15 protein-coding genes are annotated in these 13,961 nt (G+C 42.4%); 10 read left to right on the top strand and 5 right to left on the bottom strand.

Annotated elements, in window-relative coordinates:
* Window positions 1-375, bottom strand: coding sequence for a winged helix-turn-helix transcriptional regulator (locus B0I21_RS11350; RefSeq protein WP_133640588.1), 375 nt, complete (start codon window positions 373-375; stop codon window positions 1-3).
* A gap of 86 nt (window positions 376-461) precedes the next feature.
* Here B0I21_RS11350 and B0I21_RS11345 point away from each other — a divergent pair, with 86 nt between their 5' ends.
* Complete coding sequence (locus tag B0I21_RS11345; RefSeq protein ID WP_133640587.1) at window positions 462-1,283, top strand: alpha/beta hydrolase; 822 nt, start codon at window positions 462-464, stop codon at window positions 1,281-1,283.
* Window positions 1,284-1,353: 70 nt separating this feature from the next.
* Here B0I21_RS11345 and mobB read toward each other — a convergent pair whose 3' ends face one another.
* Entirely contained in the window at window positions 1,354-2,649 is a 1,296-nt protein-coding gene (gene mobB, locus B0I21_RS11340) for a conjugal transfer protein MobB (RefSeq protein ID WP_133640586.1), read from the bottom strand.
* Window position 2,650: 1 nt separating this feature from the next.
* Window positions 2,651-3,088 (bottom strand): conjugal transfer protein MobA, encoded by a 438-nt coding sequence (gene mobA / locus B0I21_RS11335; RefSeq protein WP_133640585.1) that lies wholly within the window; start codon window positions 3,086-3,088, stop codon window positions 2,651-2,653.
* A gap of 344 nt (window positions 3,089-3,432) precedes the next feature.
* Between mobA and B0I21_RS11330 the strand changes: the two genes are divergently transcribed.
* From B0I21_RS11330 to B0I21_RS11310, 5 genes are all read left to right on the top strand, one after another.
* On the top strand, window positions 3,433-3,675 hold the full coding sequence (locus tag B0I21_RS11330; RefSeq protein WP_133640584.1) for a hypothetical protein: 243 nt from the start codon (window positions 3,433-3,435) through the stop codon (window positions 3,673-3,675).
* A gap of 156 nt (window positions 3,676-3,831) precedes the next feature.
* Window positions 3,832-4,599 (top strand): ParA family protein, encoded by a 768-nt coding sequence (locus B0I21_RS11325; RefSeq protein WP_133640583.1) that lies wholly within the window; start codon window positions 3,832-3,834, stop codon window positions 4,597-4,599.
* Between the two features lie 5 nt (window positions 4,600-4,604).
* Window positions 4,605-5,027 (top strand): DUF3408 domain-containing protein, encoded by a 423-nt coding sequence (locus B0I21_RS11320; protein ID WP_133640582.1) that lies wholly within the window; start codon window positions 4,605-4,607, stop codon window positions 5,025-5,027.
* Between the two features lie 11 nt (window positions 5,028-5,038).
* On the top strand, window positions 5,039-5,314 hold the full coding sequence (locus tag B0I21_RS11315) for a DUF3408 domain-containing protein (RefSeq protein ID WP_045756031.1): 276 nt from the start codon (window positions 5,039-5,041) through the stop codon (window positions 5,312-5,314).
* Window positions 5,315-5,316: 2 nt separating this feature from the next.
* Entirely contained in the window at window positions 5,317-5,955 is a 639-nt protein-coding gene (locus B0I21_RS11310) for a conjugal transfer protein TraD (protein WP_133640581.1), read from the top strand.
* A gap of 45 nt (window positions 5,956-6,000) precedes the next feature.
* Here the strand turns inward: B0I21_RS11310 and B0I21_RS11305 are convergent, their stop codons facing one another.
* Window positions 6,001-7,815, bottom strand: coding sequence for a UvrD-helicase domain-containing protein (locus B0I21_RS11305; protein WP_133640580.1), 1,815 nt, complete (start codon window positions 7,813-7,815; stop codon window positions 6,001-6,003).
* 3 nt (window positions 7,816-7,818) lie between these two features.
* A complete protein-coding gene (locus B0I21_RS11300) occupies window positions 7,819-9,960 on the bottom strand; it encodes an ATP-dependent nuclease (protein ID WP_133640579.1) in 2,142 nt (713 codons plus the stop codon).
* A 190-nt stretch (window positions 9,961-10,150) separates the two neighbouring features.
* On the opposite strand from B0I21_RS11300, the gene B0I21_RS11295 reads away from it, so the two are divergent.
* From B0I21_RS11295 to B0I21_RS11280, 4 genes are read left to right on the top strand one after another with little or no spacing between them, the layout of a single operon-like run.
* Window positions 10,151-10,456 (top strand): DUF4134 domain-containing protein, encoded by a 306-nt coding sequence (locus B0I21_RS11295; RefSeq protein ID WP_021192140.1) that lies wholly within the window; start codon window positions 10,151-10,153, stop codon window positions 10,454-10,456.
* An 11-nt stretch (window positions 10,457-10,467) separates the two neighbouring features.
* Window positions 10,468-10,800 (top strand): DUF4133 domain-containing protein, encoded by a 333-nt coding sequence (locus B0I21_RS11290; RefSeq protein ID WP_133640578.1) that lies wholly within the window; start codon window positions 10,468-10,470, stop codon window positions 10,798-10,800.
* Window positions 10,797-13,304, top strand: coding sequence for a TraG family conjugative transposon ATPase (locus B0I21_RS11285; protein ID WP_133640577.1), 2,508 nt, complete (start codon window positions 10,797-10,799; stop codon window positions 13,302-13,304). The genes B0I21_RS11290 and B0I21_RS11285 overlap by 4 nt, the downstream gene beginning before the upstream one ends.
* 22 nt (window positions 13,305-13,326) lie before the next feature.
* Window positions 13,327-13,959 (top strand): DUF4141 domain-containing protein, encoded by a 633-nt coding sequence (locus tag B0I21_RS11280; protein ID WP_133640576.1) that lies wholly within the window; start codon window positions 13,327-13,329, stop codon window positions 13,957-13,959.
* The last annotated feature ends 2 nt before the right edge of the window (window positions 13,960-13,961 follow it).

The raw sequence follows: 13,961 nt of genomic DNA, 5'->3' as shown, positions 1-13,961 counted from the left end.
CTACGCCAAGCATGCCGATATTTCTTTGCCGTCCGCATAAAGTTTGCCCCAATTGCAAAGGCTTTCCAAAATCGAAACTAAATCTAAACCCTTATTGGTCAGAACGTATTCTACCCCCAAAGGCACTGTATCGGGAATTTCCTTTTTTATGATGATGGCGTGGATTTCCAGTTCTTTAAGCTGTCTGCCCAGCACCTGCTCCGAAATATTGGGCAATTCCTTTTTCAGCAAATGAAAGCGGTTATTTCCCTGCGAAATGGAATAGACAATCTGCGCTTTCCAACGACCGCCGATTATTGCGATTGCTGAATTTAATTCACAGACTTGAAAAAGGAACTGTTCATTTATGGTATTGGTGGAATTTTCTTTACGCATAAGTATTATCCTTTAGTGGCTCACAATTTTGTTCGTTATTGCACACGACAAAATGCTTGCTGAATTTTGTAACAAAATTACAAAATATGAACAGAACATTATTTATACTGATTGGCTTATGGACAATAAGTCTTTCTCTGCAAGCACAGGAAAAATGGATTTTGAAATCGGAATATTTGTCAAAACCCGATACGGTACTGGTGTTTAAACCGGACACGTATAACGACCGAAAACAATATCCTTTGGTCTATCTTCTACACGGGTATAGTGAAAACTATAAGCAGTGGTCAGAGACAACTGACTTACAGAAGTTAGCCGACCAATATGGAATGGTTATCGTTACACCGGACGGCTACGTATCATGGTATGTGAATAGCTCGTTTGACAAAGGTTCGAGGATGGAAGATTTTTTCTTCAAAGACCTTGTGCCAAAAGTGCACCAATCACTTAGCATTGACTACAAAAATATTTTTATCAGTGGTTTAAGTATGGGTGGCTACGGTGCTTTACGATACTTTATGCTTCACAATGATTATTTCAATTCGGCTGGTTCTACGAGCGGAGGATTGAACGTAGACTTTGATATTTTTGAAAAGGCAAGTTTAACATTCTTCAATAATACAAGGGTAACGGATGATTTAACCCGATTGTTGGGAAACCATTTGGAAAACGACTGGCATCAGTATAGCATTTCCGAACTTTTGAAACGCCATAAAACAAAAAAGGAATTTTTAATAGATTGCGGAACGGAGGATATTTTATATCCGGCTACGGCGGAATTAAAATCTTTGGCGGACAGCTTAAACATTCCGGTAACTTTCATGACCCAATCGGGTGACCATAATCCACAGTATTGGAGTAAATCCATAGAACATCACTTTGTTTTCTTTAAGCAACGTCTAAAGTAAAGTGATAAGCCCATACACACCTAAAGTTGATAGACTATATAGCATTAACTTTATGTGTAAAATTAGTTTATTATTGTCTTCCCCATTTTCTGTGTTTCTTCTTTTTCTTCATACGGTTGGCAAATGCCTGTTCATCGTAGTCTTCGCCCTGTGCTTCCGGCAATAGCCCTCCCAATCCGTCTATCCATAAATCATCGGTCGGCTGTTCTTTATTAAGGAAGTTAAAAAGTGAATGGGCTTCTTCTTTCTCTACGGTGGTGCCTGCGGTCGGCGACTGGTTTTGTGCGGTTGCTTTTTCAGCATCTTGACGTTGCCCGACTGCCTGCTCATTCCACCAATCATTAAAGACATTAGCCGATAGGTTTTTGCCCAAAGCTGAACCGTTCCAAACGGTACGGCTTTCATGGTCGATAAAGGTCATACCGTAGATACGCCCCTCATCGTTGCGCCGTACCACGGTATTGATGCCCTGCTCCAACAGTTGCTTTTTAAAATCGGCTTCGTTAGTGGCGGTGTGCATCGCTACTTCAATGGTGCTTTTCAGTACGGCTCTTGTGGGGTCGGCTTTCATTTTCTCCTTAGCCTGTGCAAATTGGTTTTGCAGTTCGTCCAGTCCTGCCTGTTTACCGAAAAGCGATGCTTTAAAAGGATTGCTCGCTTTTTCTCCCTGTTCGTTCAATGCAAAATAGACAAGCCCGTTTTTGGGCTGTCCGTGCAATTCCCCTTTGACTTCCTCTGCCGTAATATTGAAAAGCGAAAGCAAGGCATTGTATGCGCCGAGGCTTGCGTACCCATAATACTTCGGCAGGTGTCGCACCACCGATGCGATTTGGCTCTTAACGTCTCCGGCTCTGTAATCCACCGGACGGAATACCTGCTCGTTTCCGGTGCGCTGTTTTTCCGTGGCAGGTATAAGGTTGTACGTTTGTTCCAAATCCCGACAGATTGCCATCGAACGTGGATGGTCGTAACTGTCCGGTAGCTTCTTGCCGTCCAAACCCACACAGACCGTTACGATATGGATATGGGTGCGTTCAATATCGGTATGCTTAAAAACGATATAAGGTTGGTTGCCATACCCCATGCGCTCCATATACTCCTGCGCCATATTTACGAACTGCCCATCGCTGACCCTATCCGCAGGATCAGGGTTCAGCGATATGTGGCGCACAGGCTTTTCAGTTTTGATATTTGCGGACAGATACGGCTTAAAACACTGGTGCAGGTAAGCGGTCGAATAGGTATTATCCAATGTTTCGGGTATTCTGTTCAACAACTGAACCTGCCCGTTTTCGCTGTCAATCTTCTTTTGGTTATAGGAAATAGCACCGTACAAATTCTCACCCTTTCCAATCTTTGCTATCATATTATCTGTGTTTTTGCAGGTGTTCTTTTTCAAATTCCTGTGTTAGCTCAATCACTTTCCGGCACAAGTCCGCCATTTCTGCCGTCTGCTTTTCCAGTTTAAAGAGGTAAGCCGATGCCTTTTTCTCCGAGAAATTGCGGTAAAGTATCTTCACGATTTGATTATAATTCACGCCAACCGCTCTGAACTGGCTGTAAAAATTGGTCAGCCTCGTATGAAAATTGACTGCATCCATGTCAATTTTTACGGTCTTGATTGGCTTCTGAAAGATGCAGACTGTAATAAAATGTGCCATTACTTTCATTCCCGATTGCTCAAACAACGTAAGAAATTGTGCGTTTTCCATGTCGTTGAGACTAATCGAATAACGGTGGATGGCAGGGTCTTTCTTAGGCTTGCGACCAACTTTGTTTGTTCGGTTTCTTCTGTTGTCTTCCATATCTAAATCCATTAATAACCGAGCTTCAGCGAGCTCAACTTTAGTTAATTACTATAAACTGCGACTTCGGAGCGGTTTTCACCCCTCTGCAAGGGCAAGTGGTTTTGAGGTGCGGAATTTATTTCGAGCATCTCAAAACATAACTTGCTCTGTTCGGGTGAACAGAAAATCCGCCCTGCGGGTCGGATTGGATAAAGCGGAAAAAAACGGCTTTGTGCCGTTCCGCCCATAACTTCCATACTCCAATGATTTTTCCATCCACCCCTTGCATTTAAGCCCTTACAAAGTAAGGGTAGCTTGTTCAAAGCATTGCCCTTTCCGCCACGACCAAACATTGCCAAAAAATGCCGTGGATTACCGCTTTAAATCAATGGAACGGAATAACCTACTTCTTTGCGCTATCAGTCACGCAAGCCTGTTGGCAGACATCCGCTCCCGATGGCAGTTCTGAAATACGGAGCGCAGGAATGCCGGAACACTTGACGGCGTTCCGCATGGCAGGCAGGAATACCGGACGGCATGAAAGCTATCCGGTAGCCATTCCATCGGGCAGGACGACAGGCAAGCTATCGGTCTTGCCTGTGTGAAAGCCGGAATGACGGCACGGCTGACTGAACGAATGATGGCAAGCCCGACAGACGGGATTGTATCAAGACTGCCGGACGGTGTGCAGGGATGACAGCCCTGTTTCACGCCGGATGGCAGGCAGTCCACGGAAATAGAAACTTAAAAATAGAATAGAAATGGAAGCAACAAACAGGACAAAATTCATTGCTTTTTCAAGCCAAAAAGGGGGCGTTGGGAAAAGCACGTTTACAACAGTTATCGCAAGCGTACTCCATTACCAAATGGGTTATAATGTATCCGTCTTTGACTGCGATTATCCACAGCACAGCATCTGTCAAATGAGGGAACGGGATTTGAAAGCGGTCATGCAGAACGAAGTACTAAAAAAACTGGCACACCGCCAATTTTCCACCATCAACAAGAAAGCCTATCCAGTACTGCAAAGCAAGGCTGACAATGCCCTAACGGATGCGGAAGCATTCGTACAGTCCTCGACCGTTCCCGTGGATGTGGTTTTCTTTGATTTGACCGGAACGGTGAATACTTCGGGCTTGCTGAACACACTGGCAGGAATGCACCATATCTTTTCGCCCATAACGGCAGACCGTGTGGTCATGGAAAGCACATTGAGCTTTACCGATGTGCTGACCAATGTCCTTATGAAACAAGGTCAGACCTCCATCGAAACCATACGGCTGTTTTGGAACATGGTCGATGGCAGGGAAAAATCGCAATTGTACGAAATCTACGGCAACGTCATTAACGTGGTCGGACTGCAAGCAATGGAAACACGCATTGCCGATAGCAAACGCTTCCGCAAGGAAAGCGAGGCAACGGCAAAGACCGTCTTCCGCTCCACGCTGTTACCTCCCGACAAAAGATTGATGAAAGCCTCCGGCTTGGATTTGTTCATCAGTGAATTTTTAAGAACCGTCAAACTGTAACCGCTATGGAGAATGAAAACAAGAAAAAGCCGAATGCTCCGATTGACGAGGCATATCTCATGTCCATTATGGCAGGTGAAACAAAGAAGCCCCAACAGACGGTAGCCCCCCAAGAGCCGAGCGCAGAGCCGACAAAGGAAACGCCAACGGAAAAGCCCGTAGCCAAAGAGCGTACCCGACAAAAGAGGGCTTCCGATACGGGCTATGGCGAGCGTTTCCTCAATAGCCACACCATGACACGCCGTGGCGATAAGAGCATCTACATCCGGCAGGAATACCACGAACGGCTTTCCCGTATCGTGCAGGTTATTGGCGAAGACAAGATACCCCTATACGCCTATTTGGACAATATTCTCGAACATCATTTTGAACAGTTCGAGAAAGCCATCACCGATGATTTCAATAATAAGTTTAAACCCATTTTTTAAAGCATTCGATTATGAACAAGACACAGCAAAAACAACCGGAAAAGGTATTGCGCAAAGCGCATTACAAATCGGCATTTTTAAGACCGACAGGGGTCGTGGCAAGGTGCGGAAAATCGGTCTACATAAGCCCCGATTTCCATAAGAAATTATCCCGTATCGTCTTTCTGCTCGGAGAGGGAGAAATCACCCTTACAGATTACCTGCACAGTGTATTGAAACACCACTTTGAGGAGTTCGGAGACGAAATAAAGATTATCTACGCCGACAAGCAAAAGCCAATCTTATAGCTATGGAAACGTTGATTGTAATATGCCTTATCATCGTCATTATCCTTTTGCTGAAAGATAAGGTGGTCATCCATAAGAACGTCCGCAGGGAAATAAAGCCGGAAAAGAAAAGCCCCGACCTGCCGGATATTATGGGGCTTCCCAAGCCTGTGGAACGCCACACCTTGCCACCGAATGCCACAAAGAGACAATCGAGCGAACGTGACGGGATAGCTGATAATTTTGGTGCAGAAACCTACGGGATAGGTTTTGGATTGGAAAATCCGCAGATTGAGGGAGAGCCGGATGAAGTTTTCGGGAGTATGTCCGATTTTGAAAATGAGGAAGACGAATGGGATGAATACGGGTTTGAGGACAGCGACAATGAGTTTGCCACAGGGGTTACCTTTGATGAACTGACGACCGTGGGGGCATGGTTGGAGCAAGATACACTTGAACCTGCCCAGCAACAGAAAGCGGTAGATATAGTTCAGCGATTACAGGGAACGGAATTGTTAAGTCTGCTCGAAAACTCAATGGATGGGGCTTCACGGAAGATTGCAGAGTTGTTGGACAAGAGCCTCTCCGCCGGAACAGATTTCAGTTCTCCCGATTTGCGGAAAAGTGATTTAGAGGATTTCGACATTGGGGAGTTTGTCTGAAAAGACAGCTTCCCTTTGTTTATCAACTTAAAATAATCTATCAATCTAATCATCAAATTCAATAGTAGAATACCCATAATTATATTCAAGCAAATGAGGTGTTGGACTTTTGCCATTCGGATTATAGCGATTTACCCCCCTTGATGTTTCTGAAATCAAATGCAAATTTTTTCTGGCTCTGGACGCTAAAACATAAAGTAACTTTTTTGAATTTTCATAGCCATTTGTATCATTGAAATGTGGTACATAGTCATCGAGAAGAGCAAAACCGATAACTGTATCATATTCTTCTCCTTTTACGCCGTGAATAGTTGAGACTGTAATTCCATCTCTCTGTTTGAAAACTTTTCTGAAATTTTCAATCTCTCCAATAAAGGGATTTCCTTCATCAATAAGCCTTTGTATTCTACTTTCAGAACTCGCAAAAAAAGATGTATGATGTTCTTCAAGCAATGGGAAATTCTGAATTTGTATTTTTAGGTTTTCACAAATTCGTTCAAAGAAAGACCGTAAGTAGCTCAAACCATCACTTTCATCCACTTGAATAGAATTGCAGATTTTCAAAAATTCTTTATTTGATAAGTTTGATACATCTACCCCCGCAGCTTCAAGTTCATTCAAAACTTCTTTACTCCAACGCAAACGACGAACGTACATATAAGGCGATGGTTCTGTCAAGACAATTCTTGAAACTTTAAACCAAAAATTCTCAATATCCCGGGAGAACGGAGCCATTCCCGGTCCATCAAAACTAAAATCCGGAAGCCTAATCATAAGTTTCCTTGTAATACTTGCAATCTGTATCCATTGAGGTGCTGCGATACAAATTTCGTTAGGACTTATTCCTGCCTCTTGTACATTGAACAAAATCAATTTTGCAATTTCTTCTATCAAGTTATCTAAAGAAACTGATAAATTATACGTAATTAAACTGCTATATTCTTTCTCGTTACCGAATGCTACAATGGGGGTAGCAAATGTTTTATAATAATCAAAGTAATTTATTATAGCTTCAGAAGACCTGTAATTTTTGTCTAAACTCAATTGTGTCAAGTTAAACCCTAAAAGCTTTTCCAATTCATCCTTTGGCATCGGAAAACCACCTAAAGAGTGATAAATAGATTGGTTAGGGTCACCCACAATTAATGTTTTCGAACATCCGTTGTTTGCACTTAATATTTTGGAAATTATATGATATTGTATCTCTTTAGTGTCTTGGTATTCATCAATCAAAATAAATGGAAACAATTTGCACAGGATGGTACAAATGATTGGTTTTGATTTCAACAATTCATAGGCATAAAAAAGTATCTGCTCAAAATCCAGTTGATTATTTGCTTTTAATATCCCAAAATACTCTTGGAGAATAGCTTTTATATGCTCATTCTGATTACTATTTTTTGAAGTAAACTTGTATGTGCCATTTATGGTAGCATAGTATTGGAAATCATAAAAAGTAACTTTTGGATTGCTATATTTTTTACATAATTCGGTCAAGAGCTTTTCAGTATCAAAAGAATTACAAACTTTAAATCCGTTTTTCAACCTATCAGAATACAGGTGGTAAGGTTTTAATATCCATTCCATACAGAACGAATGAATGGTTCCAATCCACAATTGTGTAGTATCAACCCCCAATAATTCCACTCGTTCTTTAATTTCATCAGCGGCATTATTCGTGTATGTAATAGCAATAACGAACTCTTTATTGGAATTTAACCTGCTTAATTCATAGGCGATTTTGTATGTAAGTGTTCTCGTTTTTCCACTACCAGGGCAGGCAATCAAGAGTACACTGTCGTTCTCTAAGATTGCAGTTTCTTGTTCCTCGTTCAGACTTCTTTTTTCCCAAATGAACATAGCCTATTTCAATTTATCTATGAATGTTAATAGTTGGTCATCTGATATTATCAAGTCCAAGTCAAAAGCAAGGTCATTTAAAGTTGCTTCTTCGGCTCTATACTTTGTAAGGGTCTCCCTGCAAGATGAAAAATCCAAAGTATTATCATCATCGAAATGCTTGTTCATCCTATATTCAATGATATCTGCAACAATATTGTTAGCGTATGTTTCTTTGGCAAAAAGAATAGCATCAACGATATAATTCGGAATTTCTGTTTTAAAAGAAATATGTTTACCTAACATTATGGCAAACCAACCTTTACCTTCCTGCTTAGCCATTGTAAGGACACGCTTTCCGTAAATTGCAACATTACCATCTTCAATATCTGTTTTGGCTTGTACTCTTGTTGGTTGGTCTGTATATACTTGGTCTATTATAGCAATTACTTCATCCTTGTTACCTTCAGTTATAAAATCAACTTCAAAGGTGTAATCAGCATAAAATGCCTTTATCCAATCATTCCCTGCTTCAAAAGCATCTAATTTAGCCTTACGTCCCAATCCCTTTTGTTTAGATGCCTCGACTTTTCTTTTGTATTTTTTTAATCGGTCACTGTCGCCCTCATTAATTGTTGTATCACAAATCGCATCATCTAAATCTGTTAGAATTGCACATTTTCTTTTTATCCGGTTATCATGGAAAAGTTGGGCTACATTTTCAAACCCTGTACTTCGTATATTAATGAGGCTAATCCCAAGCTCGTCAAGACTTACACCAAATACTTTCTTGGCCATTATGGGTATTAAAATCTCCTCTGCATCTCCTTCAACCAATATTATTCCCTTTGCAAACAATAGATTGGTTCTTACAGCATCCAAATAACGCTGTATTTGATTGATGCTTTCAGGTGTTAAACCAGTTGATGGTTGATATACTTCCGCGAAATTTAATTTCTTTGCAAGGATGTTTATATTCTCAACATTACTTACTTCGGATATTTGTGTAGAATGAGTAGAATAGATAATTTGAGTATCTCCATAATCCAATTTGTCAAATAAGGTCTTTTGAATATGGTTATGTATATGGGCTTCCGGTTCCTCAATAATAAGGAAATTGGCAAATGTGTCTTTTGATTTTCTATACTTAAACTCAAGTAATTTCAGGGTTAAAAATATTAGATTAGCACCTCCTAAACTTAATTCGTGAATACCGCCCTCATATTCCTCTCCGGGTTCTCCGATAAAAAGTTTCAATGATTGTAACAATTTTTCGGCTTCATTAGGAACACTCGATTTAATAGACAATGAAGATGGAGAATAGGTAAGACCGACAGCATCCTGAATGGTTGATTTTATATCTGACCTTATATTTTGTACATCAGGCAAATCTTCGATACTTTCATTTAATTGCTCAACCAAATCGCTGATAGGTTGGTAATCTTCCTCTTTGATTTCTCCACTTTTATTTTTCAAAAGAGTTAGTAAAGGATTAGTTCTATTGTTATGAAAATCGCTTACTACATCCCTTAATGCTTGTATAAACGTGAAAGATGTTTCTTTGGAAACAGATAATTGATGTGGAATTTTAGAGCCAAATTTGGAAGTATCAATTGTAGATGGAAAAATAACATTTTCAAAATCGCCTACAAGTTCTTTATATACATCAGGGTCATTAAAATCGGCAGTGCTTTTGCCAGTGAAGAAAGTTTCGTAATTATCCAGAATTGTGATGCTATCGAGTATCGCTTGTAATCCGGCAGTATCGCCTTCAGCTAATTCGGAAAGTTTTTGTCTGATGTCCGCTTTAGGACGAAAGAAAAGGTTGTAAGTAGCTTTTTTCACATAATCTTCTGCGGCAATTCCAACACCGTGAATGAACAAGGATTGTATTGCTTCTTCATCGTTAAGCTCATCAAATTCAACACTGATAATAATCCAATGACCTTTCCATTTTCCCTTATCCAAAGACCTATTAAAATCTCCATCCGTCAATTTATAAGCATATTGCAGGGAAGCATCTTCTAATAACAACCTTATTGCCCTAAAGACATTTGTCTTTCCAGAACCGTTTTCTCCGATTATGGTATTTATTCCTTTATTGAATTGAAAACTTGCATTTGCAAAATTTCTATAATTTACCAAGCTGACTTTGGAGATATGCATTAAATATAAGGTTTAAATAATCAAGTGTTTTCAAATGTACTAATATAAGACATTTTCATTGCTCTATGCCATCCACTGCCAATTAATTCCACTGATTTCCAGTTTCCCATAACGCTTCGATTTCTATAAGACTTTTGTTGCGAAAGCCCGCACGAGGTGGGAAGTAGTAACAGTTTAATTCAGTTAAATCATGGAAAAACAAAGCAAAAAAGTGTTGCTGACAGGCGTTGCGTTCCTGTCGGCATTCGGTGTGTTCGCACAGGGCAACGGCTCGGCAGGCATCCAAGAAGCCACGCAGATGGTGACATCCTATTTTGACCCAGCAACCCAACTCATCTATGCGATTGGGGCAGTGGTCGGGCTAATCGGAGGCGTAAAGGTGTACAACAAATTTAGTAGCGGTGACCCTGATACAAGCAAGACTGCGGCATCGTGGTTTGGGGCTTGTATCTTCCTCATCGTAGCGGCGACCATTCTCCGCTCATTCTTCCTTTAAGCCGACGACCTATGAGCAATTACAATATCAATAAAGGTATCGGCAGGACGGTTGAGTTCAAAGGACTGAAAGCACAGTACCTGTTCATGTTCGCAGGTGGTCTGCTGGGCGTGCTTGTCCTTGTCATGGTTATGTACATGGCAGGCGTAAACTCCTATGTGTGCCTGCTTGTCGGGGTAGGCGGTGCATCGCTCATCGTTTGGCAAACATTCGCATTGAACGGTAAATACGGCGAACACGGATTGATGAAAGTCGGGGCAAAGAAAAGGCATCCGAAATACATCATCTGTCGCAGAGCCGTACACCGCTATTTGAAGTTCCACACTAAATCCAACGCCCTATGAGAAATACAGGAAAAGCCACAACGTTGGAAAGCAAGTTTCCATTACTGGCGGTGGAACAAAACTGCATCATTTCAAAGGATGCGGACATCACGGCTTGCTTTCGGGTACACCTGCCGGAACTGTTCACGGTCGCTTCGGCGGAGTACGATGCCATTCATTCGTCATGGCACAAAGCTATCAAGACCTTGCCGGACTACACCATTGTCCACAAACAGGACTGGTACATCAAGGAAAGTTATGCGCCGGATATTGCACAGGACGGATTGAGTTTCCTTGCTAAGTCCTATCAGCAACATTTCAATGAACGTCCTTTTTTAAACCACTACTGTTACCTGTTCCTAACCAAGACGACAAAAGAACGGATGCGGATGCAGAGCAACTTTAGTTCGCTTTGCAAAGGTGTCCTTATCCCGAAAGAAATAAGGGATAAAGAAACCGTCCGCAGGTTCATGGAAGCGGTGGCACAGTTTGAGCGCATCGTCAACGATAGCGGTTTTGTAAAACTGGAACGCTTGACCGAGGATGACATCATCGGCACAGGCGACACACAGGGATTGCTCGAACAGTACCTTACCCTGTCGAGTGAAGCCGGAACACCCATGCAGGATATAGCTTTGGGAAGCGAGGACGTGCGTATCGGCAACAAAAGACTGTGCCTGCACACCCTGTCCGATACGGACGATTTGCCCAACATGGTATCGGCAAATACGAGGTATGAAAAGCTGTCCACGGACAGAAGCGATTGCCTGTTGTCCTTTGCCTCTCCCGTGGGCCTGCTCCTTAGCTGTAACCATATCTATAACCAGTATCTGTTTTTGGATAACAGCGATGAGAACCTGCGCAAGTTTGAAAAGTCAGCCCGTAACATGCACTCACTGGCAAGGTACAGCCGTGCTAATCAGATTAACAAAGAGTGGATTGAAAGGTATCTGAACGAAGCGCACAGCTTCGGGCTATCCTCCATCCGTGCGCACTTCAATGTGATGGCGTGGTCGGATGACCCGAACGAGCTAAAACAGCTAAAGAACGATACGGGCAGTGCGCTCGCTTTGATGGAATGCAAGCCGAGGCACAACACGGTGGATGTTGCCACACTGTATTGGGCAGGCATGGCAGGTAATGCAGGTGACTTTCCGGCAGAGGAAAGTTTTTACACGTTCATTGAACCTGCGCTATGCTTCTTCACAGAGGAAACCAATTACCAAAATTCGGTATCACCTTTCGGTATCAAGATGGCGGACAGGCTGACGGGCAAACCCATCCATTTGGATATTTCCGACCTGCCCATGAAAAAAGGCATTATCACGAACCGCAACAAATTTATTTTGGGGCCATCGGGTTCGGGTAAGTCTTTTTTTACCAATCACATGGTGCGCCAATACTACGAACAGGGCGCACACGTCCTGCTCGTGGACACCGGAAATTCCTATCAAGGATTGTGCGAACTGATTAAGGGCAAGACCAAAGGCGAGGATGGTGTTTACTTTACCTATACCGAGGATAACCCCATTGCCTTTAATCCGTTTTACACGGACGATGGAATTTTCGACATCGAGAAAAGGGAAAGCATCAAAACGCTCATCCTTACGCTATGGAAGCGTGACGATGAACCGCCGACCCGTTCGGAGGAAGTGGCGTTGTCCAATGCGGTAAGCGGTTACATCGAGCGTATCAAGCAAAGCGGTGAATATCCCTCTTTCAACGGATTTTACGAGTATGTACGGGGCGACTACAAAACGGTACTGGAAGACAAACAGGTAAGGGAAAAAGACTTTGACCTTGCTGGCTTTCTGAACGTGCTTGAACCCTATTACAAGGGCGGAGAGTACGATTACCTGCTCAATTCAGACAAGCAACTCGACCTGCTTTCCAAACGCTTTATCGTGTTTGAAATAGATGCTATCAAAGACCACAAAATCCTCTTTCCCATAGTGACCATCATCATTATGGAGGTTTTCATCAACAAGATGCGCAGGCTCAAAGGTGTGCGTAAACTGATACTTATTGAGGAAGCATGGAAAGCCATTGCCACAGAGGGAATGGCGGAGTACATCAAGTACCTTTTTAAGACCGTCAGAAAATTTTTCGGAGAGGCGATAGTCGTCACCCAAGAGGTGGACGACATCATCCAATCACCCGTGGTCAAGGAAAGTATCATCAACAATTCCGACTGTAAAATCCTCTTAGACCAACGCAAGTACATGAACAAGTTTGACGACATCCAATCGATGCTCGGACTGACGGAAAAGGAAAAATCCCAAATCCTTTCCATCAATCAGAACAATGACCCGTCAAGGCTTTACAAAGAGGTATGGATTGGGCTTGGCGGTACGCATTCCGCCGTGTATGCCACAGAGGTTTCGCTCGAAGAATATTTGGCATACACCACCGAGGAAACCGAAAAAATGGAAGTCATGCAACTGGCATCCGAACTGGACGGTAATGTGGAACTGGCGATAAAACGCATTGCCCAACAGAGACGTGAGAACGCAAATAATTATTAATCATTTAAAAAAATCAGAGACAATGAAAAAAGTAATGTTACTGGTGTGTACGGCATTTATGCTTGCCGTTGCACCGTCCGCAAAGGCACAATGGATTGTGACCGACCCTGCAAACCTTGCATCGGGTATCATCAACAGCGCAAATGAAATCATACAGACTTCTTCCACGGTTTCAAACGTGGTAAAGAATTTCAACGAGGTAAAAAAAGTGTATGAACAGGGTAAGGAGTATTACGACAAACTGAAAGCCGTAAACAACTTGGTGAAAGATGCCCGAAAAGTTCAGCAAACGGTGCTACTCGTAGGCGATGTGTCCGAAATGTACGTGAACAATTTCGGCAAGATGTTGAACGACCCCAATTTCTCTCCGCAGGAACTCACGGCAATTGCCAACGGTTATTCCACGCTATTGAATGAGAGTACCGAACTGCTCAAAGAACTGAAACAGATTGTAAGCTCGACCGGACTTTCCCTAAATGATAAGGAACGTATGGACATCATCGACAGGGTTTACAAAGAGGTCAAGGACTACCATAGCCTTGTCCGCTATTTCACCAACAAGAATATCTCCGTAAGCATTTTGAGGGCTAAGAAACAGAACAACACCAAAAGGGTGCTTGAACTGTACGGAACTGCTGAACAAAAATACTGGTAAGC

Origin of the sequence: Sphingobacterium paludis, from assembly GCF_004364125.1 — a bacterium.
Lineage (GTDB): Bacteria > Bacteroidota > Bacteroidia > Sphingobacteriales > Sphingobacteriaceae > Sphingobacterium > Sphingobacterium paludis.
This window is presented reverse-complemented; position numbering and strand designations above follow the sequence as displayed.